Source organism: Mycobacterium sp. TH-M106 (genome assembly GCF_057473765.1).
This window is the reverse complement of the sequence record NZ_JBYCLE010000202.1, coordinates 1-26,521: the sequence shown is the minus strand read 5'-3', so window position 1 is coordinate 26,521 and position 26,521 is coordinate 1. Positions and strand designations below refer to the sequence as shown.

The following is a 26,521-nucleotide window of genomic DNA, read 5'->3' as shown; positions in this document are numbered from 1 at the left end:
ACCGTGTCCTGCCATATGATCGGCCCGGCGTGGACGGGCGTCAGCGGCTGCGAATCCGGTATCGTCTGCACGCCAGTGAGATCGAGCGGCGCGCGGCGTTTCTGCGGCAGGTCAAAGAGGTGTTGAAGCCGTTTCGCACACTCACCGTGGCCACCGGTAAAAACAATACGACCCTGGGCCACGTCTGCGGCACCTGCCGCTTCGGCACCGATCCGAAAACCAGTGTGCTGGACCCGCACAACCGATCCCACGAAATAGACAACCTCTACGTGGTCGACAGCTCGTTCTTCCCGTCCAGCGCCGGTTTGAACCCCAGCCTAACGGTCGCCGCCAACGCCTTGCGGGTCGCCGAACACCTCAACCAGATGCACTTCGCCAGCTGACCCGATCTATCGCCTCATCTGTCGAGACGGCGCACCTGCTCGAAGTGCCTACTGGGCGAACGGATTAACGTTCAAGCCGGTTTGCCCACTTCGGCCTCGACACGTGGTGGTCGGCTGGGGCTATGGGGGCGCCGACTTCGACGACGGGCGCGGCGACACCGACGCGACGTATGCCGCGACGGTCGACGAGCTGCGCAGGGCCCTCGATGGGTCGAGGATGCAGCTACGGGTTCCCGACACCGCCGCTGATGTAAGGCTCGACACCTCCAGTGATCGGGAAGCGGACTTCACCGCCGGTCTGTTGAAGCCACATCACTCCGTGGACGTGAAGCGCAATCTCCGCTGGCGCATGATCTGACGAAGTCGCGTCAAGGACCGCCTCACCCACGACGCACGGTGCGCCGGCTTGGCGTAGCCGTCGGTCGACGGCTTCCACCACCCAGATGAATCGCGGCAGGCGGGCCAGCCGGTACTCGCGTTGGATCGCAGCTGGAACCGCTCGGGCGTCCAGATTGGCTTTGAACTCGTTGGAGCGAATTGCATAGGTGCGCAGGGCAATCTGGCCGGCATTGATGAGATCCTGAACCGGCGTGAACGGGAGGGGATCTGTTGTGGCGCTCGCGATCTGATTTGAGGCGTTGAGAAGATATTGTCCACCTTTGCGCTCAGCGGCTTCGGGAGCCAACCAGAGCTTGTCCGATACTGGGACGTGCATTGTGCGCCACGGTCCATAGCTTTTGCCCGTTCGTCGGTCCACGTCATTGAGGACGTCGTGGACGACGAGATAGGGGCCGACCTGATCGTCGTGGCGGATGAACTCGATCCAGCCAAGCTGCGGCTGGTTGGTCCGACGATAACCACAGAGGACGAAGGCGTGATTGTTTGTGCCGACCAGGACGGGGTTTCCTGAGTTCAGATGTCGGCATGCGACAGGGACAATCCGATGGTCCCACGATCCCGGTGCGGGCTGGGGTGTGCCGGGTGGGGCCGTTGGCGGCACAGGATCAGGCGGTTGCCACGGCAGCTGGGGACTGGGCAGTTCGCCGACAAGGTAGTACATCGCTGGAAGCTCGAATGTGCGAAACAGTTCGCTGAGTTGGGTCACCGTGAGACCGGCACTCGGCAAGGCCCTGCTCGGGTGCAAGCTGGCATCAGCCTTCAGCGAGAAGTCCGCCTTCGTGCGCCGCGCCGTATCGCCACGCAGGTACGCAGTGAAGTGGCACATCCATGCTGCCGTGTGAGCGCAGGCACCGAGTTGGGCATCCTGTTGTGCGAACGGCACACCACGGACGTGCAGTTGCTGGCCGAAGAAATTCACCGGTTCGGTCACCGAGGTGCGCACCGCCGAGGCAAGGTCGCGGGGAGGTGGAAGAAGGGCGCGAGACACCAGCCCCGTCGATGCCGGACGAACGACAACGTAGCCGATGTAGTCGTGTTCGCTGCCGAGCCGCCACAGCGATTGCGGATCGAGTTGCTTGTCAAAGAAGTGCAGGCGGTGCGCAGAGTCCGGGACGTCAGCGAACTGGCGTGAGTAGTACGCCGAGAACTCGCTGCGGTAATCGATGTCCAGATAACGGGTTTCAACCACCACGGTGGCCGCATTGTGGGAGCGGGCCACCTCGACGCAGCGTCTCAGCGGTGCGTCGTTGAGCGACCCCAGGTAGCGTGACAGCACCGCATCCCATTCGGCGTCGGTCGTGGGATGATGAACCTCAGCAGGATCGGGATCGTTCCAATCCCTCAGCTGCACAATTCGCCCGATCGGTCAGGCCAACCGCAGGCTCGCAGAAGCTGTTTCCGCATCTCGCCGCAGCTCAGCAAGTTTGGCGAGGTCTTGGCTCAGCTTCTGCCGCTCTGCGGGGCTGAGCAGATCATTGGGATCGGAAGGCAGTCGTGCGGTCGTGTTGTCGGTAGACAGCAGTGGCAGCACCGCTTCAGGCATCAGATCTTCCCTCTCTCCGGTGACGTTGTTCGAGCTTACGGCATATAACCAGGTTGTACCGACAGATTCTGATGCGCGCCGCATGGCCCAGGCTACGGCCGGTCGCGACCAGATCAGCTGTTCGCCTCGTAGTGGGCGGCGAATTGGCCCCTCGACGGCCTTTGTCCACCGGAATGAGTGCTCCGCGCTGAATCCGGCCTTCTTCAGGTTGTTCGTCGGGCGTCCGATACGCCTCGGCAATCTCGTCCCCGACCGCCAGCCCGATCACAAGATCGATGTCCGTCGTGCCGACGTGAGGCCGCGCGCCCTCGGGAAGACTGCCGACGATGTAGCGGGGCGCGAGGCCGCCAGCGAGATAAACGTGGTCGCGCCACGAACCGATATCGCCCAGCAGTGTGACGAGTGCCCGTTCGCAGCGGGCTGTCGTGGCCTCGTCGTAGTCGCTTTGGTGGTGCTTGCTCAAAAGCCGATGACCTCCTCACGGAGCCGGTCCGCCTGTTCGCGCCCCCGCCGCGGGTCTTGGCGCAGGTCGAAGTACAACCGGAACGGATTGACCGTCCACACTTTGTCCACCACGGTGCGGAAAACGAGGGGCGCGTCCCCCGCCGCTTGACGTAACAGAACGTTGTGGCCCTCGTCAACGATTTCCGCACCGATGACCTCCGCAGCCTCGGCGAGCACAACGGTGTCGGTAATCCAGATGTCGATGACAGGAATTGACGTGATGAATGGAGCGAGCCGTGCTGCGCCGGCTGCTCCGGTCACCGCGTGATCGGTCTTCGCTTCTGTAAGGAGGTCGCTGAGCATCCCTGCGTGAGCGCGTGTGTCACGTGCGAGGCGAAATGCACGGACTTGCATCACGCGACGATCACGCATCTCCTCGGCCCACAGGTCTAGCAGCGCTGTCGGGTTAGCGACACGACGAATGCGCTTGGGACCGGCTCCTTCGACGTCGATGAGTTGGTCCCGCTCCAGGCGGGCGAAGACACGATGTGCTAGGCCGACCGAAATGTCCGCAGCGTCCGCAAGGTCATGAACCTGCCACCAGCGCGTCGGCTCACGCAGGAGAGCCTGCGCGGCTACTCCCGCCTTGCCGGTGAGTTTGACTGGCGGTTCGCCCTGCTTCTCGCGCGTGGCGGGTGTTGGGCGCCCCTCTGTCCACACGAACATTCCAGGGAGCTCGACGCGCATGTTGCCTTGAGCGTCGATGACAGCCACACCGGCATCCTCCAGGAGGCGCCGTGCCTCCTCTGTCGTGGTTCGAGCCACGAGTAGCAAGTGCACGTCGTCCGGAAGGCGACGGGCGTATTCGATGAGCTGGCGGGCGCCAGCGGCGTTCGTCGCGCGCTGCGCTTTTACCTCGACAACGTGAGACACGTCTCCAGCGCGCACCACGGTATCTGGCCGTTGGCGACTGGCCACAGTGGGCTCGGTCATCACACCGGGGACCTCCCGGAGAATGCCGAGGACCTCCCGTTCTAGGGGACCCTCGATATTCAGGATCTGCGCTATATTCACAACAGGTGTGAATATAGCGCAGTTAGTGAATATCGCCAAGGTGTCAAGCCCTGCTGGCTCTAAATCAGCGGGTCTGGGGTTACGTGCATCGGTCGCCGTCATGGAGCTTGCCTGCGAGCGCATGGCCGATTTCCAACCGGCGCTGGAGGGGCCGCCGCCAACGCGTTGCGGGTCGCCGAACACGTCAACCAGATGCACTTCGCCAGCTGACCCGATCTATCGCCTCATCTGTCGAGACGGCGCACCCGCTCGAAGTGCCTACTGGGCGAACGGATTAACGTTCAAGCCGGCTCGCGGAGCGGAAGGCCGGCAGCACGATACATCGCATCGATGACGGTCATGTTCTCGACCGAGTCTTGCGGGGGCGTCTTCACCGGTTCGCCGCGCAGCACCGCCGCAGCGAAAGCGTCAAGCTGATACGCATAGGAGGCACGCTGCGGAAAACGCTCCACACGCTTGCCGTCACCCGACCGGACCGAGAACCGTTGGAAAGGTATCACCGGATTGAGCCGCAGCTCGCCGCGGTCGCCAACAACCTTGGCGCTGAACCGCGGCAGATCCGACGACCACATCGAGCAGCGGACCCGCCCGGTGTGCCCGCCCGCAAACAGCAACTCAGCCGTCATGGCCCGGTCAAGTTGAGGACCATGCAGTTTCGCTTGTGCCGAAACGACTTCCGGGGTCGAACCGCCGAACGTGCGGATCATGTGGACCGCATAGCATCCGATATCCATGAGCGCGCCACCGGCAAGGGAGTAATCGTAGCGGATGTCGGAGAACTTCGGCAGCCAGAAGCACACGGCCGTCTCCACCCGCTGCAGCTCGCCCAACTCACCCGAGGCAATGATCTCCTCGACGCGTGAAGCAAAAGGATGGTAGCGGTAATGGAATGCCTCCATCACAACCCGGCCGGACCCCGCGGCCAGGTCGACGATCTCGCGGGCCTCGGCTGCGTTGGCAGTGAACGGCTTTTCGCACAGCACGTGCTTGCCCGCGGCCAGCGCAGCTCTGGTCCACCTGCCGTGCAAGCCGTTCGGCAGCGGGTTGTAGACAGCATCCAGGTCTGGATCGGCGATCAGCGCCTCGTAGCTGTCGTGCACCCGACCGATGCCGTGTTTGGCGGCAAAAGCCCGAGCACGGGAGACATCGCGCGCGGCCACCGCGGCCACCACGGCCTCGCTGTTCCCCCGGGCCGGTTTGACCAGTGCCGACGGTGCGATGCGGGCTGCACCCAAGATGCCGATCCGCACCGCATCCCCGTGTCCAGCCACGGGCGCGATGCTAGCACTTGACCATGGTCACCCGGAGAGATCCGAGCAGGACTCAGGCGCTGTGGTTACGGGCCCACACGGGAACAATGTCGCGGCTAGCTAACCCACCTGACCAGGTGTTGGTGATGCGGCACTATTGACAAGGCTTCGACAAGACCCACTACGAACAATTCAAGGGCTTTCGTAGCACCACCGCATCTTGGACATTACTCATCCCACGTTCAATATAGTCCACTATCTCAAAATAGGACGACCACTCATTATAAATGTACTCCTTTGTATGGTAGGCGGCCTGATAAAAATCAGGCAGTCCATCGAGTTTAAGCCTTCCTTTTGACAAGCTAACAAATAGAAACCCCCGCTCGTCAACCTCGTTCGAATAGGAACGGTCCTTGCGAAGCCATCCCATAGTATATTCACCCTGTACCGACAGAATGAGACTTGCTCCGGGTCGCGTGACGCGGTGAAGCTCGCGAAGCCATGCGTGTTGAAAATCTTCGTCGAGGTGAGTAAAAACAGATACACCGTAGATCAAGTCAAATAGGTTGTCGTTGAACGGCAGTGGTGGCTCATATCCATTTACGCTCCACTGAATATCAGGTAAGTTGCTCTTGCCCCAATTCACCAAGTCCGGGTCAATATCTGTCGCATATAGAGTGCATGAACTAGGTCGATGGCGAAAATTTTGAATGACCCGGCCGCAACCACTTCCGAAATCTAGAATATCCGTAAAACTATAAAAGTCGCGACCTGCAATCTTGCACAAGTCCTGAATGCTTTGCGCAGTTATTTTCCCTCCTTTCATGTACCCAGCTTCATTCAGGCTCCCGACGACACGCCATCGCAGTTTAGCTGGCGGGACAGGCTCGTCCGTCGTCGAATCGGTACCACCTGTACTACGCCTCCGGTCACGAAGTTCTGCTAATGCGAGCAGCGCCTGATGCAAAGGATATTGACATGCAGCGAACGCCATGTAGGCCGGCTTGAACTCCATTAAGGTTCTACGAATACCCATTGCATCTCTCGCATTCTGTCATGCACCCGTGTTCGGCGGCAACGGCTTGAGCCGCGTTCCCGCGTCCAGCCACGGCGCGATGCTAGCACTTGACCCGCGTCAACCGGAGAGATCGAGCAGGAGACTCAGGCGGTGTGGTTACGGGCGCATGGCGTGTTGGCTGATCGGCTAAGGCGGCCGTCGGGTGGTCGGCACCGCCTAACTCTGGCCGCTTGCCTCAGCATGAGTTGATGGCACCGCCGCCGGGCTGGAGCGCTGAAGACCCAGGCGCTTTATGGCTCCTGGTGGAACGAGTTCGCCTACCATTACCGACCGACGGAACAAGCGGCTCCGCGCCGATGGCATGGGAGGTGCACCATGGCAGATGCTGTTTTCAATGTAGAAGAACTCGAGCGCAACGCGTCAGAGCTGCGGCGTGAATTCGAGGCGGCCGAGCCATTCCAGCATCTGGTGGTTGACGACCTTCTGCGCCTTCCTCCCACGGCGGCCAGCGTTTTTCCCGACATCTCATGGCCCTGGTGGAGCGAGTATGCCATTCGTTACCAGCAGAACAAGCGGTTCTGCTTTGATATCGAGCGCATCCCGGAGCCGTTCAGAGCCCTCATCAGGGAGCTCCCCGGACCGCGGTTCCTGGCGGTGCTCGAACAAATCACCGGCATCAAGCAGCTACTCCCGGACCCCTACCTGGAAGGGGGAGGCCTACACCTGAGCGGTCCCGGTGGCATCCTCAGTCCCCATACCGACTTCCACTACTACCGCGCCCTGAACCTTATACCGACGCGTCAACATCCTCGTGTACCTGAACGACGACTGGTCGCTGCAGGACGGCGGTTGCCTTTCACTGTGCGACACACAGGGCAGGGTTCTTAAGACGATCGTGCCGGACTGGGGAAGAGTAGTCATCTTCCGGACCGATGACCAGTCGGTGCACGGGTTTCCGGTGCCCATCGCTGAAGGCAAGTGGCGGCGATCGGTAGCTCTCTACTACTACACGGCTGCTGAGACCGACAACTTCAGCGGTGACGAGACAACCTACTGGAGGGAGCATGGAGAGCAAAAACGCGTCGCCAGGAAGGCGCGCTTGCTCGTCTACCGCGGCCTGCTCAACGTAAGCCGCATCATCAGCATCTGGGCGCATAGGGTGAACCCCAACGTGGGGTCGGGCTGAAGACGACTCTGGCCATCCGCCGGCGACTTCTCTCCAGCCCGGCAGCGATCCCATCAACCCAGCCGAGGCAAGCGGCCAGAGTTGGGTAGTGCCGACCACCCGATGGCCGGCTTCGCCGATCAGCCAACACGTCTCGAGCGGGCGAAATCTTCCACCAGATCAGTGGCCGCCGCAACGCTGTCGGCGGGCCTGGTCATCTGGGCGGCGAGCTCACGGGCCCGGGTGAGGTAGTGCGGGGCGAGGATGGTGCGCAGATCCGCAACCAGCGATTGTTCGGTCGTGGTCGAAAGACGCCGGGCAGTGCCCACCTTTAGTCGTTTGACCGCAGCTCCCAGGATCGCCTGATCACGTATCGTCCAGAGGATCAGCGTAGGGGCTCCGGCGCGCAGGCCTGCGGTCGTGGTGCCCGTACTACCGTGGTGCACGACCGCGCGGCAGGACGGAAAGATGTCCGCGTAGTTCACCGTGCCCACCACCTTGACATGGTCGAAGTGTGCGACGTTGCTGAAGTCGCTCCCGGCGGAGCAAGCCAACGCCCGCTCGCCCAACTGCGCGCAGGCCGCGCCGATCATAGCGAGCGTGTCGGCAGCAGATTCGACGAGCATGCTGCCGAAGCCGAAGAAAATCGGCGGTGTTCCCGCGGCAATCCACGACAAGACCTCCTGATCGGCATCGGTTGGCAACTCCATCGTCAGCGCGCCGACAAAGGGCCGCCGGCCACCGCATTTGGCCCATTCGGCTGCCAGCCCGGGGAAGTACACCTCGTCGTAGGCCTGGATCTCCAGCGATCCGCGCTCGGCCATCCGTCGTGAATAGGGGGCTATTGTCTCTGGCAGGCCCAGTTCACCGCGCTGCGCGTCCTCGAGCTGCTTCGTCAGCCGCCAAACCAGCCACTCGAGTGCGGTCATCGCGGAGCGGATCAATGGCGACGGCAGGGTCGGAAGGATCTGGCCATTGGCCCGTGTCGGGGAGTAATGCAGTGTGGCCAACGGAATGTCGTGATACTCCGCGACCTTGGCCGCCGGCTGCTCGAAATTCACGCCGGTAAGGAGCAGGTCGGCCCCGTCTGCCAGCGGCATCAGCGTCGTGCTCGTCTCCGCCAAGCACTGGGTACCGATCTCCCCTAGTTCGCGCCATACCCTGTACAGGTCCCGGATCCTCCAGAGGTTGCGGGAGAAATAAAAATGCCTCCACAAGTGGAGGTATTTCTCAATTTGTGTCTGCGTATCCAGCCTGTAGGCGACCGTCGCAAGCCCAGCCGACTCGACGAAGCCAACCAGGTCACGGGGGACGGCCATGCACACGTCGTGCCCCCTGCGCAGCAGTTCACGGCCGATGGCGACGCAGGGCTCGACCTCACCGCGAGTCCCATAGCTCGACAGCACAAATTTCACCGCGGACCTTAGCCTTTCGCTTGCCGTGCGTGCACGTAACGTCAGGAGTATCGGTCATTATGTCAGATCCGACACAAAGGCCATCCAGCCCCAGGTTGGTCTCCCCCAGGTGTGACCACCCCCATGACGAGTTGTTTTCCGAATGTGCCGTCGTATGCGCTGATATGGTGATCTCTCGGCCAAAGCGGCCGACCTCTCTAGGCAGGTGGTTCTCGGATTGACGAAGCGCATCCGCGACTTTTCGATTGGCGTTAGCCTTTCGCCTTCGCTGCGACCGCCCTTCGTGAAGCGGCGCTACCCCTGGCGCGACAGGCCCCGTATGCTGGCGGCCCTCGGCCCAGAGCTCGGCGCCGAGGTGAGGTGGGTGGCATCCGACGGACCGCCCCCCGATGGCGAAATGGCGTCGAATTTCTTTTCGACTCCAAACGTCTACAAGTTCCTGCACTATCTACCCGTCTATGAGTCGGCGTTGTCCGCATTTCGTTCACGGCCTATACGGATGATGGAGATCGGCGTCGATCGTGGGGGCTCGATGCAGATGTGGCGGCGATATCTCCATCCAGAGTCGGTGATCGTCGGCATCGACATCAACCCGCAAACTCGGTGGTTCGACCAGCCTTCGCAGCGGCTGCACGTGCGCATCGGCGCCCAGCAGGACATCTCCTTCCTCCACAGCGTCGTGACGGAGCTCGGCCCTTTCGACGTGATTCTCGATGACGGCAGCCATATGACATCGCACATGGTGCAAACGTTCCGCTACCTGTTCCCAAACGGATTGACCTCGGGTGGCATCTACATAGTCGAAGACATCGAAGCGAATTATCGAAAGCCCTGGCGCGACAGTCCTATGACATTCGTCGATTTCACGAAGTCGCTTATCGACGCGATGCATGCGCACTACCAGACAAAAGGCAATCACCACTTCGGCGTAGGTGACCCGCACCGAGTGCTCGAGTGCTCCGTCCCCCTTGCGACGACGCTCATCGAGAAGATCGAGTTTTACGACTCGATAGCGTTAATCCACCGCGCGGAAGGACGCCGAAAGGTGCCGAGCGCCGTTTATCGATAAACACATCCGACGGCCGTGCTGCTGTCCCGACTCCCATTGGCGCGTCCCGAACGCTGGCACACCCGCGGACGCGGGGGTGAGCCGTCGTAGGCGCTGCGCGCATGGCAGGATGCCGTCATGGCACGCAACTATCGGCTGGGTCCGGTACGACGCGCGGTCAACGGCATCATGCCGGCTGGGCTGCACCACTACGTTCGGGCAGTCGCCGTCACTCGCCCCTACTTCGACGCCGGTCCCGACGACCCGGACACGGCGTTCGTCGATGAAGCGGCCAAGCACCCGGTTTTCCGGTTGGCGGAAACCAACGGGCCGAGGTGATGACACGAATGGCTATCGCCGGGCGCAGCCGCCTGCGAACCCGGCTTCGCGGGGTCGACGCTTCACGCAAACGGAGCCCTGTCCCCCGGGTGGTGATGGTCTCCAACTACGGCAATTTGGGTGGAGGGGCCGCAGCCGTATTTCGTGACATCGTCGCGGCGCTCCGAGAAAAGCGGCCGGACCTAGATCTTGTCACCGTCTACCCGTGGAAGGGAAGCCTGGCGGCCGAGTGCGCTCGATACGGCGCCCAGACCAAGATGGCCTGGGTACCGCCGTGGGCTTTTCTGGAGCGGTGGCGCGCGCCGCGCGTCGAGGCGCTCATCGCCGCGCTTCCCCGCGGCGCGCTTGTCCTTGTAGGCATCGTGCAAGCAGTGGTGCTGCTTGTTCGATGGCGTCCGACGATGGTGTTCAGCAACACGATCCTCATTCCGTCGCATGCGTTCGCTGCCAAACTGCTTGGCATCCCGCACTATTGGATGGCCCACGAGTTCGGAAGAGACGACCATAGGCTGCGGTTCCTGTTGGGCTACCGCAGGAGCATCCAGTTGGTTGGGAAGTTGTCGGAGTCGGTGATCTGCAATTCGCACGCAGTCGAGCAGGCCCTGCTCGCGGTCGATCCAAAGATGAGGACGCATGTCGTCTACCCGGTCGTCGACGCCCCACCGGGCACGCCGCCGGAGCGGCACCCGGGCGAGCCCATGCGAGCCGTGCTCGTCGGTCATTTCGCTCAATCCAAGGGACAACACCTTGCAGTCGAGGCTGTTGCTCTTGCCCGGAAGGCCGGGGTCGACATCGAGTTAACGCTCGTCGGTGCCGGCAACCACAAACCAGTCCGCAAGCTTGCTCAACGCCTAGGCGTCGAGGACCTCGTGACCATTCACGGGCCAACCCGCGACGTCGGACGCTACTGGTCTGCCGCCCACGTCGGCCTCATGTGCAGCGACTGCGAGGCGTTCGGTCTGGTGACCGTGGAGGCGATGCGCGCAGGGTTGCCGGTGTGCGGGACGAACGCGGGCGGCACCCCGGAGATCATCGATCCAGGAGTCAACGGCCTGCTCAGCCCCGTCGGCGACGCCCAGGCATTGGCAGCCAACCTGATGGCGCTTGAGGCCGACGAGGATCTGCGGCGCAGCCTCGCTTGTCGTGCGGTGGAAACGTCACAGCGCTTCCGACGTGACCGCCGCTACGGCGATAACCTCGCCGCCATCCTTGGCCTGTGTTGATGTGAAAGACCCTGTCGTCGGGCCGGGATTCCGGCCGCGACGGCCGTAACAGGCGCCTGGTCACGAATCCATCAGCAGAGATTTCCACCTGAAATTTGTACAAATTCCGGTACGCTCGAACTATGGCGCAAGACGTGGTCCCCACGAGCGAGGTCCGGGCTGCTCTCGGAAAGATCACTAGGCGGTTCGACGAGGGCGACACCGAGCCGGTGTTCTTCGGCTCGCACCGCCGCACGCAGGCTGTGCTTGTACCCATCGCGATTTGGGAGAAGCTCCTCGCGTATGCCGAGGACGAGCTGGATCTCGAACTGGCTCAACGAAGACTGGCCGATCGGCGCCCGTGGCTGAACGAGGACGAGCTACACGCAGCGCTGCGCCAAGCCGCCGAGGGGGCGGCTGGGCACAAGCCCGCGTGACGTCGAACCATCCGGCCCGATACCGGCTCATCACTCATCCGGACGTCGCTGCCGACCTGCTTGCTCTTGCGGCTTATGGTGCCAACGTCGTCGATGCGGCCCGAGCCGCCCTCGACGACTTGGCGCACGGACGAATCACCGGCAAGGCACTCGGTCAACGACACGTCAGTGGCAACCTCACCGGCCTGGCCAGCGCGAAGTTCGATGTCTCGGGCAGTCCAACCCGCCGATTCCGGGTGATCTACACCGACATCAATACCGCCACGCGCGGCATCATCGCCATCGGCGTCCGAGAGGAACACACGATCTACCGCCTGGCGGTCCAGCGCCTCCACCCGGGCGAACACGAAGACGACCGGCGCTCGCAGTAGCCGCTCCCTTGCTGAGACGGATCTTCATGGCCGCCGGGTGGAGGACAGCGCGCCATTAGCGTCGGGCAGGTGGCGGCGCGTTGGATTCCAGCAGCGGCTGCGCCGCCGTCTCGCCCGCTCGTTCGCGGTGCGCCGCAGGCGACGGCCTGCTGTCGAGCCAAGCAGATAGTATGACCTCCCGACCACGTAGCACACCGACGCCGGCGGGACTGGCGACGACGACAAGAGAGCCATGGTAGCTACCCCAACCGCACGACGGCTGTATCGCCGCGCCCGCTTCCAGCGACTCCTGGGTCGACCCGAACGCGCGGCGGAGCTGTGTCATGCGGCTCTGCAAACCGCGGACTATTCAGTAGCACACCTCGGAGCGCACCATATGCTGGCGGAACTGGAGTTCCCCGGCGAGGATTATCTGCGGGTTCTGGCCCGCATCCATGAACACCTGAAGCCGGCCACCTACCTGGAGATCGGCATCGATCAGGGTGTCTCGTTCGAAATCGTCAGGCCAGAAACGCTTGCGCTCGGAGTCGACCCGAACCCGCGCCTGCGAAAGCCCCTCGGACCCCGTCAGCGGGTCTTCGAGCAGACCAGCGACGAATTTTTCGAGCAGTGCGATGTGATTTCCGAGTTGGGCGGCAAGACCTTGGACCTCGCCTTCATCGACGGCCTGCACCAGCTCGAGTTCGCCCTGCGGGATTTCATCAACGTGGAAACGTGCTGCTCTGCGGACTCCATCATCTTGATCCACGACGTGTACCCGATCGATGCGACGAGCGCCGCCCGCGAACGGGTTTCGTGGTTCTGGAGCGGAGACATCTGGCGCTTGATTCTCATATTGAACAAATACCGACCAGATCTGACGGTCAACGTAATCGGTGTGCGCCCAACAGGGCTCGGGATCGTGCAGAATCTGGACCCGCAATCGCGTGTCCTTGCCGAGCGTCAGCACGAGATCCTCGATGAATTTCTGTCGCTCGACGTCGGAGTGCTCGACGGACGGAAAGACGAGATGCTCAACCGTTTTCCGAACGACTGGGAGTCCATCGCCCGGCTCATCGACACGCGCGGACGTCCTTAGATTCCAACAGCCACGGACAGGGCGACACGGCCCAGTAGACCGCCCAGCGTCCCAACAATAAAAAACCATTGACGATGGTTCATGTTTTCTGATACTCTTGACGATCCGCAAGGGAATCGGGGGTCATGAACAGTGACATCGCAGACATCGCGAAGTGGGCACGGTCGCAGGGATGGACGGTTGTTGACGACTCGAAGGGCTATACCCGGTTCTACGACCCTCAGGGCGTCTACATCACCAGCTACCCGGCCACGCCTAGCAATCCGTACCGGCGGCAGCGAGACCTCGTGGTGGCACTGAAGAAGGCGGGGCTGCCGTGGCCGGCGCCGAGCAAGAAGGAACAACGTGCGCAACGAAAGAAGGGAGACGCGAGGTGACGAACACCAGCTACTGGGTCATCACGTTCACGTTCGACGTCGACCCCTCCATGGAGACGATGGATGAGTGGGAGTCGAGGCTGGAAAGCTTCGACGCATCGGTTGCGCGGATCCCAGCCCGCGGCGTCGTTGATGTCACGGTCTATGTGCCCGGCGATCTGACCATGTTCGATGCGATCAACAAGACGATCAACGAGGTCGCCCATGTGGTCCAGTCCGGACCGCCAGTCGGCCTTGAGGTCGTCACCGAGCTCGAGCATGCGCGTCGCGCAGAGGCGCCAACGATGCCTGAGCTGATGAGCGCCGCGGAGATCGCCGACGAACTCGGCGTCCGCCGACAGCGTGTACACCAGTTACGCCAGAACTCTGCGTTCCCAGCGCCGCTCGCCGAATTACGTGGCGGTGCGGTGTGGGACGCCGCCGCAGTGCGCAAGTTCAACGAGGAATGGGAGCGCAGGGCGGGCCGGCCTCGGAGTGGGTTGCAGCGCTTGGAAAGGCAAGAACGGGAAGCCTGTCTGATCGCAGAGCGAGCCCTCGGCGCAGTCGCCGAAGCCTGGGATGTTGGCGGCCGCCAGGGCGCCGTGGATGCGATGTTGACACTTCGTGACGGTCGCAAGGCAGCGTTCGAGGTGACTAACTTGGCGGCCAGGGGTGCGCTTTGCACCGCGAGTCTGCTTGCCCGCGACAACCACAGATGGGCTCTTCCCGGTAAGTGGCATTGGAGAATCGAGGTTGGTTCTGCCGAGGACCTCAAACGGCTCAAAGCGACCTACGGGAAAATCATCCTGCTCTGTGAAGCGGCCGACGAACCGGATCCCGGCCGGATGGGTTGGGAGCCGTCAGCGGATCCCGACCTGCGATGGCTCGCACAGTCGAAATCCACCATGGAGGGTTACCCAGGCCTGCCGGCGAAGGACACCGGCGCAACGGTGGTGCCGGCGTCAGGAGCTGGTGTCGCCGAACCGTCGATGTCGGGCTTTGCCGCCGAGCTCGGTAAAGCCTTCGAAAGCTCGCATATTCCTTCGCATTTCCGCAAACTCGCCGAGGCTGACGCTGACGAACGCCACCTGTTCATTTCGCTTCACGACAGCGCCCTGCCGTTCGGCATCACTTCGGAACTGATGTTCGGAGAAGGATTGCTCCCGCCCGAGCCACCGCCCGTTCCGGACTACATCACGCACGTTTGGCTGGCACCGGCGTACTCTCGGAGGGTGCTGCTGTGGAGTGCAGGAAAGGGTTGGGAGAGCTTCTCTCCCTACGGGTACGCGAAATAGCGGACAAGCACCGGCCAGATCTGACGGTCAACGTGATCGGTGTGCACCCAACAGGAGTCGGGACATCCTTAGGCCTCGGTCAACCCATGTTGACAGATCGCCGGGCGAAGAAGCGTGCACGTGGCCCGGGCGCAGTGAACGGTGCCGATTGCATATCGCTTGATAAGTCCGGGAGTACTGCCATTGTGAGTACACGTCTATCATGAAAGATGACCGTCTGCAGTTGCGTGTCGATGCGGTGTCGAAGCGTCGGCTGGAGGAGGCTGCCAACGAGGCGCACTTGAGTGTGTCGGCATTCGTACTAAAGGCCGCTAGTCAGGCTGCTGACGACCTGCTAGCCGAACGACGAACCATCCATCTGTCGCCCGACGCGGCAGCCGCGTTCACGGAAGCACTTAACCGTCCGGCGCGGGTGAACGAGCGGCTGGCGGCTGCATTGCAGCGCCCACAGAAGTTCAGCTGGCTGGACTGAGTGCAGTTCTATCGGCCGACGCTGCTGGACCCGGAAAAGCATCAGCGCGAGGGATTCACCTCGGGCGAGCCGTCTCTCGACGAGTGGCTGCGCCGCTATGCGGGCCAGAACCGACGCGGCAACACCGCGGCAGTGTGGGTCATTGCCGATCGCGGCCATAGGTTGGTTTATTACACAGCCTTGTCGATGACTTGGGTGGATCGAGCCGCTAGCCCGGCTCCGTTGGCGAAGGGTGCCCCGACGCACGTTCCCGCGCTGCTTGTCGGTCGACTGGCCACCGACACGCACGTCACCGGACTTGGACTCGGCACCCACATGGTGAAGCACATCCTTGCGACCGCGGCCGAACTGAACCTCAAGGCAGCGTGTCAAGCCGTTGTCGCCACTGCACTCAACCCCGCCGCTTTCAACTGGTGGCAGCGATTCGGCTTCGTGCCGTTCGACTCCGAGGATTCGACAAATCTCGACCTCTACCTGTTGACCAAAGACATCACCGCGACCCTCGCCCAACTCTGAGAGGCCGGATTCAGCTTGTGGCGTTGCGGCGGGCGAAATCTTCCACCAGGTCAGCGGCGGCCGCAACGCTGTCGGCGGGTCTGGTCATCCGGGTGGCGAGCTCGCGGGCCCGAGTGAGGTAGTGCGGGGCCAGGATCCGGCGCAGGTCGGCGACCAGCGATCTCTCGGTCGTCGTCGAAAAGCGCCGCGCGGTGCCCACCTTCAATCGTTTGACCGCAGCTCCATAGAGCGGCTGATCGAAAAACGTCCACAGGATCAACGTGGGGACTCCGGCGCGCAGGCCCGCGGCCGTCGTACCCGCGCCGCCATGGTGCACGACCGCGCGGCAGGCCGGAAAGGCAGCCGAATAATTCACCGCGTCCACGACCTTGACGTGCTCGAACTGGGGGCCATGAAGGGCATGGCCGACGTGGCCGAAGTCCGTCCCGCCGGCGCTGACCAACGCCCGCTCACCCAACTGCGCGCAGGCCGAGCCGATCATGGCCAGCGTATCGGCAGCAGATCCCACCGGTATGCTGCCGAAGCCGAAGAAAATCGGCGGTGTTCCCGCGGCAATCCACGAGGCGACCTCGGCATCGGCATCGGTCGGCGACTCCAGCGTCAGCGTCCCGACAAAGGGCCGCTGGCCATTCCATCTGGCCCATTCGGCTGCCAGGCCGGGAAAGCACACCTGGTCATAGGCTTGGATCTCCAGCGATCCGCGTTCGGCGATCCGCCGCGGCCAGGGGGCGGTTGCCGGCGGCAGACCCAGTTCACGGCGCTGCGCCTGCTCAACCTCCTTCACCGCACCGCCCCAAGACAGCCGCTCCCAGACCGCCATCGCAGAACGGCCCAACGGCGCCGGCAGAAGCGGCAGGACCTGGCCGTTGACCCGCATCGGGAGGAAATGCAGCGTGGCCAACGGCAGGTCGTCATACTCTGCGACGTTGGCAGCGAACTGCTCGAAACCCAGACCGGCGATCAGCAGGTCAGCCCCGTCCGCCAGCGACGTCAGCGTCGCCGTCGTCTCCGTGGTCCAGCACCGGGTGACGAACTCGGAGATTTCGCGCCCCAACCTGTCCAGATCCTTGTTCCTCCACGGTTTGCGGAAGAACAACGTCCAGTAGTCGCGCTGCACGTCCACAAGCGCCCGCGAATCCAGTCCGTAGGCGACCGCGGCAAGCCCGGCCGCCTCGGCGAAGCCAACCAGGTTGGGCGGGACGGCCATCCGCACGTCATGGCCCCGGCGGGCCAGCTCACGGCCGACAACAACCGATGGTTCGACATCGCCACGCATTCCATAGGCTGCCAGCACAAATTTCATCACGGACCCTAGTCTTTCGGTTGTCGTGCGCATAGGCAACGTCAGGGGCAGCGGTTTATTGTCCCTGGTTCTTCGACTGGCGCGCCGGGAGCCCAAAGCGGCAAACCCAAGGAATGGCCCAGAGGAGCCCACGGCCAAGAACCGACAAGGTAGTGTTCCGGCCATGTGGAGCCCGGTGCTGGTCCTAGCGTTTGTGCTAGCACTCGATCCGGTGCGTCTGGGCCTCGTCCTATTGCTGATCTCCCGGCCGCGGCCCCTGTCGAGCCTGCTCGCCTACTGGGTCGGCGCCATGTCAGCGAGTGTGCCCTACATGCTGGGTCCGCTGACGCTGCTGCACATCACACCAGCTTTTAGGTCTTTCGCGGAAAAATTTGCTACCCCGGCCACCCTCTCGAACCCCATCGTCCGCTTCGTTCAAATCGGCATAGGTGTGCTTGTGCTATCGATCGCCGCGCTGATGGCAGTCCGCCTCCGGGCACGTCAGCGAGCGCAGCTGCTGATCCCGACTGGCGCCAAGTCGACCCTGGTGGCGGACTCGAATACACCGGCCGCAATCTCACCGCCGGGCAGCGGGCAGGATGCGCCGGCGGAGGGCGGCTCGGCACTCCGGCGGCTGCGCCGCCGCGCCGGCAAGGCGTGGGAAGACGGATCTTCCTGGCCCGCGTTCCTGCTCGGCAGCGCCTCCGGGCCGCCACCGTTGACGGTTCTTTTGGTGCTCACGACCATCATGGCCTCGGGTGCCGCGATCGGCACGCAGATCGGCTTCGCCATCGCGTGGGTCGTCGGGATGTTCGCGGTTGTCGAGATCATCCTCGTCAGTCATCTGGTCGCGCCAGCGAAAACCCAAGCGGTGCTGCAACGGGTGCACAACCGGGTTTTAGCTCACCGCCGGGTGGTCCTGATCGCCATGATCGCCGTGGTCGGGGCCGCGATATTGGCCTACGGCCTGCACGGCATCGGTTAAGCGCAGCGCACCCCGTCGGGCTGGCATCCTGTTGCGCGAACGGCACGTCGAACAGTGTGGTGCGGAGCGCGCGGTGACTGTACACTCGACGGTGATTCAAAATGAATCGCGGAGGTGTCGAAGCTATGCCAACCAAAATGGTCGATGTGACCACCGCTCAGAGGCGGCTGGCAGCCAAAGCTGCCCGCCAACGTATCGATGAACGTGAACTCGAACGCGCGATCTATCAGGCCGCCAACCACGCGGGACTGTCGCAGCGACAGATCAGCGACAGCGTGGGCATCCATTCGCAGGCCACGGTGCAACGCATCCTTCGTCGGCTGACCGAGGATCCGTCGCTGCTCGATGAGACACCCGCGGAGATCATCGACCGCCGTGCCGCCGGGATGATTGATGACCACGAGATGATGGATAGATTGCTGAACTGGAAATACTCCTTCGGTGGCGTGGTCCGCATCGACGGCGTTGCCACCGATGCCTACACCACTGGTGACTGGGATGATATCGAGATGGCCTTCTACCGCGGCTTGCTCAGTGACGACGAGTTCCAAGCCTTGGCCACGCGTCACCTCAACAGCATCTAGGCAGTGGCACACGGAGATAGCCTGCGCGCCAAGGTCGCCGAATAACTCACCGCACGATCCGCGGTAGGCGGGCCGCTCCATCAAGATGCTGCCGAATGCACCCAACGCCACTACGCCACCGATGTCGGCCGGGCAGCGTTTCGCAAACACATCGTCGAGAAGTACCTCGACCGAGACAACCCGCGCCGCGACGGTCGCTCAGCGATCATTACGGCTGGTGCCCCAGGATCCGGAAAGACCTCGATGCTCCACGCCTGGATAGCCGATCTCGACGCCTATCGCCTCATTGATGCGGACATCATCAAGGACTATCTCATCGAGAAGGCACTCGACGACGGGATCTACGATCATCTACTCGCCGAGATTCTCGCCGACGGAAACGCATTGGCGCCCCGTGAACTTTCCGCGCTGGTGCACCTGGAATCTGTGAAGCTGGCCGACCAGATTCGACGCATATGCATCACCCGCAAGGAAAATGTCGCGATCGAAGGCACGCTAGCCTGGGATGGCCAGGGGCCGAGAATCTTTCGCGAGCTCGCCGACTCCGCCTACACTGACGTCGAGGTATACGGGCTCGACATCGGACCGGCAGCCGCTCACGAGCAAGCTCTGATCCGCCGCGCGGTGTATCGCGCGATCTTGCAAAGCCAAAGCGACGATCCCATCAGTGAGCCGACCGCGACCCGTGATCTCCAGACCCTGACCAACCACGGCCTGCTCATCCCGCATGGGGAGCGCCGCGGTCGTTACTACACTGCCGGCAAAGAGGTCAGCGAAATCCGGCGCCGCGTGGTCGGCCGCCGCAATCCTCGTGACAACTCCGACCCATTCGAAAGTGCCGAGGCCGGCGTGCGCAGGTCGCCTTGATTGTTGAGCCTGCCGGTCAGCACCCATGCCGACCCAACGACGAGTGCCGAGGGTGACCACCGCTTTCCGATCCGATAACGATAATCTATAATCGTTAGTCACCGTTAGTGGCATGACTCTGAAAGGTGTGTGGAGATGGCCACAGATGAACTCGACCGCCTCCTGCTCGACCGCTTTAACTTGCACCGCTCCGACCTGATCGCAGCCCTCAAGACACTCCCCGCACATCGGCCGTGGGCGGCAACACTCACCGCCAACGAAGCCCGACTGCTCGATGATGCCGGCTTCACCGCAGATCCAGAAGCGTATGCCGAGATCGCGGCCGACGTCACCGCACACATGGCCCGTTTGTACAGCACCGCCTACACTGCCGCCGAGGTCAGAGAAGGGCTGGGCGTCAACGACTCCCGCGTACGGCAACGCCGCCTCGCCCACACGCTATGGGCAATCGATGACGGCGGTAAGTGGGTGTACCCCGCGATTCAGTTCGAATCCGTCGACCGGCACCAGCCACTGAAGCTCAAGCAGGTCCGTGGCCTCGACGAGGTGCTGCCCACCTTGCTCGCCAGGGACTTGCACGCCACCGCGGTGGCCGGATTTCTCATGACGCCCCAGCCCGAACTGCGAATCGCCGGCCAACCGAAGTCGGTGCGGGAGTGGCTACTGCATGGCCAATCCGTCGAGCCCGTCCTGGAGCTGATCGAAATCGGCGAATGGGCTACGGCGTGACCGTCGGCCCCATGCTGCCGGAACCGCCACCACCACACCTACTGCGACCACTGGGCATCAACAACGACGAAACGCGCGCGATCGGCGTCGACGAAATCTGGTGGCGCGTCCACCGCACCGAGGGCGAGCACATCCTCGCGTGGAACGCGCTGCGCACTTTCGGGCCGGTGCTCCGGTTCGACCCCCATCCCCTCCCCAAAAGGGACCATGAGCAGTATGGCGTCTGGTACGGGGCATCGACCCCGTGCGCCGCGCTGGGCGAGGCCTACCAAGTGGACCGGACGATTGACCGTGAACGCCGGCGCCCATACCTAACCGGAATGTCCTTCACGCGCCCGCTCACCGTCCTCGATCTTGCCACCGACAGCCAGGGAGCATGGGCCACGCGCGTCGGCGGCACCTTCGCCGTCTCGACAGCTCCGCACGCCGTGACCCAGCAGTGGGCCCGGCATATCACCGAGGCATTCCCCGACCTCGACGGCCTACGCTACAACAGCCGATTCGCCGGAGACCCGTGCCTGGCGCTGTTCACGCCGGCCGCATCAGCAATGCCGGCCCGGCCGAAAGTATCGCTGCCGCTAGCCCATCCCGATCTAGCCGGTCGTATCGCCGGCGCCGCTAAACGTCTTGGCTATGGCGTCGTTTGATTCGACGCCGAAACCCTGCGCGCCGCGTCTCGCAGCTCCTTCGAGGTACCACGGGTTGGCCCGCGCCCAATCGATGGTGCGGCGGATTCCCTCCTCGAGGTCGACCTGCAGGCGCCATCCCAGCTCCCGCTGCGCCTTGGTCGAATCGGGGATGCGATGCGGGATGTCCTCGTAGCGATCCCCGTAACGCGTTGCGGTGTCGATGAGTTCGGCCTCAGAGACTGAGTCGACATTGGCGATCTTGATCGCCAGCGCGACAGCGTCACCCACAGTCGTCTCGGTCATACTGCCGATATTGAAGGCCTCTCCGATCGCCGCGCTGCTCTCCGATGCCAGCAGAGTGCCGGCGACGGCGTCGTCGACGTAGGTGAAACACCGGGTCTGGGCACCCGAGTCGTAGACCAACGGCCGGCGGCCATTGAGGATCCGGTGGATGCTCTGCGAAATCAAGAAGATCGGATTCTGCCGCGGGCCGTAGACGTTGAAGTAGCGAATCACCGTCACCGGCAGCCCGTAAGCCGCGTGCATCGCGAAAACGAGATGCTCGGCCATGGCCTTGCTGGTGCTGTAGCTCCACCGCGCGGTCCTTGTCGAACCGAGGACGCGGTCGTCGTCCTCGGCGAACGGTGGGTTCGGATTCTTCCCGAACACCTCAGAAGTGCTGGCGAACAGCACGCGGGTGCCGTGCCGACGGCTCAGCTCGAGGACGTTGCGGGTGCCGGTCACGTTGACGTCGAGAACCCGCAGCGGATCCTTGAGATAGTTTTCGACACCGACGACTGCGGCCAGGTGAAAGACCGTGTCGACGTCGGGAGTCAAGCCCCTTTCGAGCGCGGCCAGGTCGGTGACGTCGCCGCGCACGAACCGGAAGTTGGGGTGCCGGTCGAAGTCGATATCGCTGTCGCGGGTGTCTTTGGCGAGGTCGAAAACCGTGACGCGGTCCCCGCGGTTCAGCAATGCCGACACCAAGTGCGACCCGATGAGGCCATAGCCGCCCGTCACGACGACATTGGACATGAATGCCCTTTCTTATCGACCTATGCCCTTGTAGACGAAGCCGGCGGCCCGCACCGCTGCCGGATCGAAGCTGTTGCGTCCATCGAGGAACACGCACCCAGCCGCCACCAAGTCGGCGAGCCGGGCCAGCGGGATCTGGTGGAACTCTCGATGCCCCGCGAGCACCACCAGCGCATCGGCACCCTCGACCGCTGACTCGATGTCCGCGGTCAGCGGCACGTTGGTCACCGTGCGGGCCTCTTCGTCGGCCACCCACGGATCATGGACCGAAAGACTGCAACCAGACTCCTCGAGCAAGGCGACGACGGGCTTGGTCGGGGTGAGCCGGCAATCGCCGGTGTTGTTCTTGAAGGCGATGCCCAGCACCGCAATCCTGCTGGTACCAATCACTTTGCCCTGATCGGCGAGGAGCTGGGTGAGCAGCCCGTAGGTGTAGGCGGGCATGGTGTCGTTGACACTTCTGGAGGTCCGCGGAATTGCCAGGTCCAACCCGAGTGAGCCGCCCAGATGGTTGACGAACCACGGGTCCTTGGTCAGGCAGTAGCCGCCGACGCCCATGCTCGGCCGCAGAATGTTCACCTTCTGGCCGACCTTCGGCATGGAGTTGGCCGCCTCGATGACCTGCAGCACGTCCATGCCGAGCCCGTCACAGACCTTGGCCAGTTCGTTGGCCAGCGCGATGTTCAGGTCGATCCAGAGGTTGTCGGCGAGCTTGACCATCTCCGCGGTCCGCGGATCGTCGACGACGATGCAGTCCACCCCCAGGGCGTGTCGCCACAGGGCAGAGCAGGCACGAGCGCTGCGCTCGTCGACAGCACCGATGACCATCGGGATCGACGTCAGCTCCTGGATGGCCTGACCTTCGGCCAGCCGTTCCGGGCAGAACGCCAACCCGAAGTCGACCCCGGCTCGCAGCCCCGAGGTCTGCTCGAGGATCGGCTGAACCAGCTTTTCGGTGGCATCGGGGGGCACCGTGCTTTTGAGGATGACCAGGTGCCCGGCATGCAGATGCTCCCCCACCGCGTACGCGGCTGCCTTGATGTCGTCGACGATCGGCTCGAAGCCCGCACCCAGCGGCGTACCGACGGTCACGATGACGAAGTCATTGTCGGCGACGGCGCCGAAGTCGGTGGTGGCACCAAGCCGGCCCACGCGGACATTGTTGGACACCAGCTCATAAAGCCCCGGCTCGGGCACGGTGCTCTTGCCGAGGTTGATCTCGTCGACGACGCTTTGCCGCACGTCGATCCCGGTTACCGGCCAGCCGCGATCGGCCAGCACCGCACCGATCACCGTGCCGATGTAGCCAAAGCCCACCACCGCGATCCCCGACCGCATGCCCCGCACCAACAGGTCGATCTCGGCGTCGCTGCGCCCGAACACGCCATCAGCCATAGATCCCAGCCCTTCAGGTTCCGGTGCGCGTCCTGCGAAATGAAAGCCGGGACCGTCTCCGGCTCACCCGCAGGCCAGCCTAGTACAACACGCGTGCTATCGACCTGAAAGGCAGCGGTTACGGACTCGACACAGCCGATCAGCCGACACGCTCGCGGCGGGCGAAATCTTCGACCAGATCGGCCGCGGCCGCAACGCTGTCAGAGGGTTTGGTCATCCGAGCGGCGATCTCGTGGGCCCGGGTGCGGTATTGCGGGGCCGAGATCCGGCGCAGGTCGGCGACCAACGATTTCTCGGTCGTGCTCGAAAAGCGCCGGGAGGTACCCACTTTCAGCCGTTTGACCGTAGCCCCCCACATCCGCCGGTCGGGCGCTGCCCAACAGATCAATGCGGGGATTCCGGCGCGCAGGCCCGCTGCCGTGGTGCCTACGCCGCCGTGGTGCACGATCGCACGGCAGCTTGGAAGGATCGCCACGTACTTGAGCGCATCAACCACCTTGACGTGCTCGAAATGCGGGACATCGCTGAAGTCAGTCGAGCCGGCGCATACCAAAGCCCGCTCGCCCAACTGCGCGCAGGCGGCGCCGATCATGGCAAGCATGTCGGCTGGAGAATCTATCGACATACTTCCAAAAGCGAAGCAAATCGGCGGCGTTCCCGCGGCAATCCAGGACGCGACCTCCTCGTCGGCAGCCGTCGGCAACTGGAGCGTCAACGGGCCGACAAAGGGCCGCTGACCATCAAATTTCGCCCATTCGCCGGCGAGCCCAGGAAAGCACACCTGGTCGTAGGCCTGGATTTCCAGCGCTCCGCGTTCGGTGATCCGTCGCGGCGCGGGGCCTGTTGCCTTCGGTAGGCCCAGTTCACGGCGCTGCGCGTCCTCGAGCTTGCCGAACACGCTTGACGACACCCACCAGAACACCGTCATCGCGAAGCGACCCAGCGGCGCCGGCAACGACGTCAGAAGCTGGCCGTTCTCCCGTATCGGGAAGTAATGCAACGTGGCCAACGGAATGTCGTAATACTCCGCGACGTTGGCAGCGCCATCCTCGAAAATCTGGTGGGTGAACAGCAGGTCGGCCCCGTCCGCTAGCGACATCAGCGTCGTGGTCATCTCCACCCAGCACTGGGAAACGAACGCCCGGTATTCGCGCCACAACCTTGTCAAATCCTTTACCGTCGACCCGCCGCGCAGGAAATCCTTGAAGAGGTTCGCTCCGAAATCTCGCGCCAGCGCCGTTTGCGAATCAGGTCCGTAGGCGACCGCCGCAAGCCCAGCCGACTCGGCGAAGCCAATGAGGTCGGGTGCGACGGCCATGTTCACGTCGTGCCCGCGGTGCTGCAGCTCACGCCCGACGGCGAGACCGGGCTCGGCGTCACCGCGGGTTCCATAGAAAGCCAGCACAAATTTCATCGGCACCTCCCAGCATCAACCACCACGGCGCACGCGGGCGAAGTTTTCGACAAGATCAGCGGCGGCTGCAGCGCTGTCGGCGGGTTTGGTCATCCGAGCGGCGATCTCGCGGGCCCGGGTGCGGTACTGCGGGGCCAGGATCCGGCGCAGGTCGGCGACCAACGATGTCTCGGTCGTGCTCGAAAAGCGCCGGGAGGTACCCACTTTCAGCCGTTTGACGGTAGCCCCCCACAGCGGCTGATCGGGCAACGTCCACAGGACCAACGTGGGGACCCCGGCGCGCAGGCTCTCGTTGGTGGTGCCCGAGCCACCGTGGTGCACGACTGCGCGGCAGGCCGGGAAGATCGTCGCGTACTTCACCGCTCCTACCACCTTGACGTGCTCAAACTGGGGGGCACGGGCGGCCCCGGCGGCGTGTCCAAAGTCGGTCCCGCCGGCGCTGACCAACGCCCGCTCACCTAACTGCGCACAGGCCGAGCCGATCATGGCCAGCGTATCGGCGGCAGACCCGACCGTTATGCTGCCAAAACCGAAGTAAATCGGCGGTGTCCCGTCGGCAATCCACGACTCGATCTCCTCGTCGGCATCTACCGGCGACTCCATCGTCAGCGCGCCGACAAACGGCCGCCGGCCATCGAATTTGGCCCATTCGTCTGCCAGCCCGGGAAAACACACCTGGTCGTAGGCCTGAATCTCCAGCGATCTCCGCTCGGCGATCCGCCGCGGCGCGGGACCGCCGGCCTGCGGCAAGCCCAGTTCACGGCGCTGTCCGTCCTCGACCTTCCTCATCGTGCGCCATGACAGCCAGTCGTTCGCCGTCATCACCCTGCGGGCCACCGGCGCCGGCACGAATGGCAGCAGCTGGCCGTTGGGCCGCAGCGGGATGTAATGCAGCGCGGCCAACGGAAGGTCGTAATACTCCGCGACGTTGGCCACCGGCGACTCGAAAAGCGGACCGGAGATCAGCAGGTCAGCGCCGCCGGCCAGCGACACCAGCGTCGTCGTCATCTCCTGCCAGCACTGGGCGGTGTGCTCCCCGATTTCGCGCCCCGACCGGTTCAGGTCCCCGACCCTCCAGGGTCTGCGCAACAGGGACGTCCAGTAGCTGCGCTGCGCATCCAGAACGGTCGCCGAATCCAGCCCGTAAGCGACCGTCGAAAGCCCAGCCGCCTCGGCGATGCCGACCAGGTTGGGCGGCACCGCCATGCGCACGTCGTGCCCGCGGCGGGCCAGCTCACGGCCGACAACAACGCAGCCATCGACATCGCCACGCATTCCATAGGCCGCCAGCACAAACTTCATCGCGAGCCTGAGCCTTTCTGTTGTGGCAGACCAGGCTGTTTTGGTCTGTTTTGGTCTGTTTTGGTCTGTTTTGGTCTGTTTTGGTCTGTCTGCGGCGTCGGTCATTATCCCTGATTTTCGACGCTCGTCTGGGCGTACCGGAATATGCCTATCATTGGCACGCGGTGGTACGGTCACGATTCGCGCTGGTCGGGCCCATCATGTGTAGAGGAGTTCGGTTTTGGCTGACGGGCTGGCTGCGCGCGAGGCGGAACGCGTTGTGTGGGACGTGGTTGTTGTGGGTACCGGTATGGGCGGCGGGATGCTGGGTTATCGGCTGGCCCGTGCGGGGCGGCGGGTGTTGTTCGTGGAGAAGGGCCGCTCGACGCTGCCCGGGGCGCCGGACACGATTCGCGCGGCGATGCCGGAGCTGGCCGAGCCGCTGGCGTGTCGTTCCGCCCAGGCCCACGACGACGCGTTGGCTCGCGCCGGGCGCTGCACCGATGAGATCGAAG

At 63.4% G+C, this 26,521-nt stretch carries 30 protein-coding genes and 1 pseudogene; 19 read left to right on the top strand and 12 right to left on the bottom strand.

What is annotated here, in order from left to right; all coding sequences use genetic code 11:
• Positions 1–383, top strand: a 383-nt coding sequence (locus tag AC2VOP_RS07215; RefSeq protein ID WP_486960323.1) for a GMC family oxidoreductase, incomplete at its 5' end; no start/stop codon positions are given.
• Positions 384–606: 223 nt separating this feature from the next.
• Here AC2VOP_RS07215 and AC2VOP_RS07210 read toward each other — a convergent pair.
• The 6 genes from AC2VOP_RS07210 to AC2VOP_RS07185 all read right to left on the bottom strand — a co-directional run bounded on the left by AC2VOP_RS07210 (position 607) and on the right by AC2VOP_RS07185 (position 6,108).
• Entirely contained in the window at positions 607–2,133 is a 1,527-nt protein-coding gene (locus tag AC2VOP_RS07210) for a hypothetical protein (protein WP_486960322.1), read from the bottom strand.
• Positions 2,134–2,148: 15 nt separating this feature from the next.
• The gene (locus AC2VOP_RS07205) at positions 2,149–2,325 is read right to left on the bottom strand and encodes a hypothetical protein (protein ID WP_486960321.1); all 177 of its coding nucleotides are present in this window, start codon (positions 2,323–2,325) and stop codon (positions 2,149–2,151) included.
• Positions 2,318–2,788 carry a hypothetical protein gene (locus AC2VOP_RS07200; protein ID WP_486960320.1) on the bottom strand — a complete coding sequence of 157 codons (471 nt, stop codon included), beginning with the start codon at positions 2,786–2,788 and terminating at the stop codon, positions 2,318–2,320. The genes AC2VOP_RS07205 and AC2VOP_RS07200 overlap by 8 nt, the downstream gene beginning before the upstream one ends.
• Entirely contained in the window at positions 2,785–4,041 is a 1,257-nt protein-coding gene (locus AC2VOP_RS07195) for a hypothetical protein (protein WP_486960319.1), read from the bottom strand. Before AC2VOP_RS07195 ends, AC2VOP_RS07200 begins: the two co-directional genes overlap by 4 nt.
• Before the next feature lie 83 nt (positions 4,042–4,124).
• Positions 4,125–5,114, bottom strand: a complete 990-nt coding sequence (locus tag AC2VOP_RS07190; RefSeq protein WP_486960318.1) for a Gfo/Idh/MocA family protein — start codon at positions 5,112–5,114, stop codon at positions 4,125–4,127.
• 160 nt (positions 5,115–5,274) lie between these two features.
• Positions 5,275–6,108, bottom strand: a complete 834-nt coding sequence (locus tag AC2VOP_RS07185; RefSeq protein WP_486960317.1) for a class I SAM-dependent methyltransferase — start codon at positions 6,106–6,108, stop codon at positions 5,275–5,277.
• Between the two features lie 378 nt (positions 6,109–6,486).
• Here AC2VOP_RS07185 and AC2VOP_RS07180 point away from each other — a divergent pair, with 378 nt between their 5' ends.
• Together AC2VOP_RS07180 and AC2VOP_RS07175 are read left to right on the top strand one after the other, a co-directional pair.
• The gene (locus AC2VOP_RS07180; RefSeq protein WP_486960326.1) at positions 6,487–6,999 is read left to right on the top strand and encodes a hypothetical protein; all 513 of its coding nucleotides are present in this window, start codon (positions 6,487–6,489) and stop codon (positions 6,997–6,999) included.
• On the top strand, positions 6,923–7,297 hold the full coding sequence (locus tag AC2VOP_RS07175) for a 2OG-Fe(II) oxygenase (protein ID WP_486960316.1): 375 nt from the start codon (positions 6,923–6,925) through the stop codon (positions 7,295–7,297). The genes AC2VOP_RS07180 and AC2VOP_RS07175 overlap by 77 nt, the downstream gene beginning before the upstream one ends.
• A 119-nt stretch (positions 7,298–7,416) precedes the next feature.
• Here the strand turns inward: AC2VOP_RS07175 and AC2VOP_RS07170 are convergent, their stop codons facing one another.
• Complete coding sequence (locus AC2VOP_RS07170) at positions 7,417–8,691, bottom strand: glycosyltransferase (RefSeq protein WP_486960315.1); 1,275 nt, start codon at positions 8,689–8,691, stop codon at positions 7,417–7,419.
• Positions 8,692–8,908: 217 nt separating this feature from the next.
• On the opposite strand from AC2VOP_RS07170, the gene AC2VOP_RS07165 reads away from it, so the two are divergent.
• From AC2VOP_RS07165 to AC2VOP_RS07120, 10 genes and pseudogenes are all read left to right on the top strand, one after another.
• Entirely contained in the window at positions 8,909–9,760 is an 852-nt protein-coding gene (locus AC2VOP_RS07165) for a class I SAM-dependent methyltransferase (RefSeq protein WP_486960314.1), read from the top strand.
• Positions 9,761–9,877: 117 nt separating this feature from the next.
• Entirely contained in the window at positions 9,878–10,078 is a 201-nt protein-coding gene (locus AC2VOP_RS07160) for a hypothetical protein (RefSeq protein WP_486960313.1), read from the top strand.
• Between the two features lie 95 nt (positions 10,079–10,173).
• Positions 10,174–11,301 (top strand): glycosyltransferase family 4 protein, encoded by a 1,128-nt coding sequence (locus AC2VOP_RS07155; protein WP_486960325.1) that lies wholly within the window; start codon positions 10,174–10,176, stop codon positions 11,299–11,301.
• 122 nt (positions 11,302–11,423) lie between these two features.
• On the top strand, positions 11,424–11,717 hold the full coding sequence (locus AC2VOP_RS07150; RefSeq protein WP_486960312.1) for a hypothetical protein: 294 nt from the start codon (positions 11,424–11,426) through the stop codon (positions 11,715–11,717).
• A complete protein-coding gene (locus tag AC2VOP_RS07145; protein WP_486960311.1) occupies positions 11,714–12,088 on the top strand; it encodes a hypothetical protein in 375 nt (124 codons plus the stop codon). The genes AC2VOP_RS07150 and AC2VOP_RS07145 overlap by 4 nt, the downstream gene beginning before the upstream one ends.
• Before the next feature lie 376 nt (positions 12,089–12,464).
• Positions 12,465–13,166 (top strand): class I SAM-dependent methyltransferase, encoded by a 702-nt coding sequence (locus tag AC2VOP_RS07140; protein WP_486960310.1) that lies wholly within the window; start codon positions 12,465–12,467, stop codon positions 13,164–13,166.
• 125 nt (positions 13,167–13,291) lie between these two features.
• Positions 13,292–13,543: a hypothetical protein gene (locus tag AC2VOP_RS07135; RefSeq protein WP_486960309.1), complete on the top strand. Its 252-nt coding sequence runs from the start codon at positions 13,292–13,294 to the stop codon at positions 13,541–13,543.
• A gap of 50 nt (positions 13,544–13,593) precedes the next feature.
• Positions 13,594–14,034 (top strand): annotated as a pseudogene (locus tag AC2VOP_RS07130) (helix-turn-helix transcriptional regulator); the annotation flags it as partial.
• A gap of 985 nt (positions 14,035–15,019) precedes the next feature.
• Positions 15,020–15,289, top strand: coding sequence for a type II toxin-antitoxin system TacA family antitoxin (locus tag AC2VOP_RS07125; RefSeq protein WP_486960308.1), 270 nt, complete (start codon positions 15,020–15,022; stop codon positions 15,287–15,289).
• Positions 15,290–15,805: a GNAT family N-acetyltransferase gene (locus AC2VOP_RS07120; protein ID WP_486960307.1), complete on the top strand. Its 516-nt coding sequence runs from the start codon at positions 15,290–15,292 to the stop codon at positions 15,803–15,805. It begins immediately after the preceding gene.
• 10 nt (positions 15,806–15,815) lie between these two features.
• Here the strand turns inward: AC2VOP_RS07120 and AC2VOP_RS07115 are convergent, their stop codons facing one another.
• A complete protein-coding gene (locus AC2VOP_RS07115; RefSeq protein ID WP_486960306.1) occupies positions 15,816–17,108 on the bottom strand; it encodes a glycosyltransferase in 1,293 nt (430 codons plus the stop codon).
• Between the two features lie 25 nt (positions 17,109–17,133).
• Here AC2VOP_RS07115 and AC2VOP_RS07110 point away from each other — a divergent pair, with 25 nt between their 5' ends.
• From AC2VOP_RS07110 to AC2VOP_RS07090, 5 genes are all read left to right on the top strand, one after another.
• Positions 17,134–18,072 carry a GAP family protein gene (locus AC2VOP_RS07110; protein WP_486960305.1) on the top strand — a complete coding sequence of 313 codons (939 nt, stop codon included), beginning with the start codon at positions 17,134–17,136 and terminating at the stop codon, positions 18,070–18,072.
• A gap of 125 nt (positions 18,073–18,197) precedes the next feature.
• Positions 18,198–18,656 carry a winged helix-turn-helix domain-containing protein gene (locus tag AC2VOP_RS07105; protein WP_486960304.1) on the top strand — a complete coding sequence of 153 codons (459 nt, stop codon included), beginning with the start codon at positions 18,198–18,200 and terminating at the stop codon, positions 18,654–18,656.
• Positions 18,657–18,806: 150 nt separating this feature from the next.
• Positions 18,807–19,523 carry a zeta toxin family protein gene (locus tag AC2VOP_RS07100; RefSeq protein WP_486960324.1) on the top strand — a complete coding sequence of 239 codons (717 nt, stop codon included), beginning with the start codon at positions 18,807–18,809 and terminating at the stop codon, positions 19,521–19,523.
• A 135-nt stretch (positions 19,524–19,658) separates the two neighbouring features.
• On the top strand, positions 19,659–20,252 hold the full coding sequence (locus tag AC2VOP_RS07095) for a DNA-binding protein (protein ID WP_486960303.1): 594 nt from the start codon (positions 19,659–19,661) through the stop codon (positions 20,250–20,252).
• Positions 20,237–20,899 carry an RES family NAD+ phosphorylase gene (locus AC2VOP_RS07090; protein ID WP_486960302.1) on the top strand — a complete coding sequence of 221 codons (663 nt, stop codon included), beginning with the start codon at positions 20,237–20,239 and terminating at the stop codon, positions 20,897–20,899. Before AC2VOP_RS07095 ends, AC2VOP_RS07090 begins: the two co-directional genes overlap by 16 nt.
• Here AC2VOP_RS07090 and AC2VOP_RS07085 read toward each other — a convergent pair.
• The 4 genes from AC2VOP_RS07085 to AC2VOP_RS07070 all read right to left on the bottom strand — a co-directional run bounded on the left by AC2VOP_RS07085 (position 20,846) and on the right by AC2VOP_RS07070 (position 26,027).
• The gene (locus tag AC2VOP_RS07085; RefSeq protein WP_486960301.1) at positions 20,846–21,916 is read right to left on the bottom strand and encodes an NAD-dependent epimerase/dehydratase family protein; all 1,071 of its coding nucleotides are present in this window, start codon (positions 21,914–21,916) and stop codon (positions 20,846–20,848) included. The two genes, AC2VOP_RS07090 and AC2VOP_RS07085, sit on opposite strands and share 54 nt — an antisense overlap.
• A 12-nt stretch (positions 21,917–21,928) precedes the next feature.
• The gene (locus tag AC2VOP_RS07080) at positions 21,929–23,311 is read right to left on the bottom strand and encodes a nucleotide sugar dehydrogenase (RefSeq protein ID WP_486960300.1); all 1,383 of its coding nucleotides are present in this window, start codon (positions 23,309–23,311) and stop codon (positions 21,929–21,931) included.
• A 139-nt stretch (positions 23,312–23,450) separates the two neighbouring features.
• Positions 23,451–24,725: a glycosyltransferase gene (locus tag AC2VOP_RS07075; RefSeq protein ID WP_486960299.1), complete on the bottom strand. Its 1,275-nt coding sequence runs from the start codon at positions 24,723–24,725 to the stop codon at positions 23,451–23,453.
• A gap of 15 nt (positions 24,726–24,740) precedes the next feature.
• Positions 24,741–26,027, bottom strand: a complete 1,287-nt coding sequence (locus AC2VOP_RS07070) for a glycosyltransferase (protein WP_486960298.1) — start codon at positions 26,025–26,027, stop codon at positions 24,741–24,743.
• A 220-nt stretch (positions 26,028–26,247) separates the two neighbouring features.
• Here AC2VOP_RS07070 and AC2VOP_RS07065 point away from each other — a divergent pair.
• Positions 26,248–26,521, top strand: a 274-nt coding sequence (locus tag AC2VOP_RS07065) for an FAD-binding protein (protein WP_486960297.1), incomplete at its 3' end; no start/stop codon positions are given.

What these genes read in the sequence shown, in the direction of transcription:
- AC2VOP_RS07205 (WP_486960321.1), bottom strand. Translation starts at nt 2,325, where the DNA reads ATGCCTGAAGCGGTGCTGCCACTGCTGTCTACCGACAACACGACCGCA.
- AC2VOP_RS07185 (WP_486960317.1), bottom strand. Translation starts at nt 6,108, where the DNA reads ATGGAGTTCAAGCCGGCCTACATGGCGTTCGCTGCATGTCAATATCCT.
- AC2VOP_RS07180 (WP_486960326.1), top strand. Translation starts at nt 6,487, where the DNA reads ATGGCAGATGCTGTTTTCAATGTAGAAGAACTCGAGCGCAACGCGTCA.
- AC2VOP_RS07160 (WP_486960313.1), top strand. Translation starts at nt 9,878, where the DNA reads ATGGCACGCAACTATCGGCTGGGTCCGGTACGACGCGCGGTCAACGGC.
- AC2VOP_RS07155 (WP_486960325.1), top strand. Translation starts at nt 10,174, where the DNA reads ATGGTCTCCAACTACGGCAATTTGGGTGGAGGGGCCGCAGCCGTATTT.
- AC2VOP_RS07150 (WP_486960312.1), top strand. Translation starts at nt 11,424, where the DNA reads ATGGCGCAAGACGTGGTCCCCACGAGCGAGGTCCGGGCTGCTCTCGGA.
- AC2VOP_RS07140 (WP_486960310.1), top strand. Translation starts at nt 12,465, where the DNA reads ATGCTGGCGGAACTGGAGTTCCCCGGCGAGGATTATCTGCGGGTTCTG.
- AC2VOP_RS07135 (WP_486960309.1), top strand. Translation starts at nt 13,292, where the DNA reads ATGAACAGTGACATCGCAGACATCGCGAAGTGGGCACGGTCGCAGGGA.
- AC2VOP_RS07125 (WP_486960308.1), top strand. Translation starts at nt 15,020, where the DNA reads ATGAAAGATGACCGTCTGCAGTTGCGTGTCGATGCGGTGTCGAAGCGT.
- AC2VOP_RS07115 (WP_486960306.1), bottom strand. Translation starts at nt 17,108, where the DNA reads ATGAAATTTGTGCTGGCAGCCTATGGAATGCGTGGCGATGTCGAACCA.
- AC2VOP_RS07105 (WP_486960304.1), top strand. Translation starts at nt 18,198, where the DNA reads ATGCCAACCAAAATGGTCGATGTGACCACCGCTCAGAGGCGGCTGGCA.
- AC2VOP_RS07095 (WP_486960303.1), top strand. Translation starts at nt 19,659, where the DNA reads ATGGCCACAGATGAACTCGACCGCCTCCTGCTCGACCGCTTTAACTTG.
- AC2VOP_RS07090 (WP_486960302.1), top strand. Translation starts at nt 20,237, where the DNA reads ATGGGCTACGGCGTGACCGTCGGCCCCATGCTGCCGGAACCGCCACCA.
- AC2VOP_RS07085 (WP_486960301.1), bottom strand. Translation starts at nt 21,916, where the DNA reads ATGTCCAATGTCGTCGTGACGGGCGGCTATGGCCTCATCGGGTCGCAC.
- AC2VOP_RS07080 (WP_486960300.1), bottom strand. Translation starts at nt 23,311, where the DNA reads ATGGCTGATGGCGTGTTCGGGCGCAGCGACGCCGAGATCGACCTGTTG.
- AC2VOP_RS07075 (WP_486960299.1), bottom strand. Translation starts at nt 24,725, where the DNA reads ATGAAATTTGTGCTGGCTTTCTATGGAACCCGCGGTGACGCCGAGCCC.
- AC2VOP_RS07070 (WP_486960298.1), bottom strand. Translation starts at nt 26,027, where the DNA reads ATGAAGTTTGTGCTGGCGGCCTATGGAATGCGTGGCGATGTCGATGGC.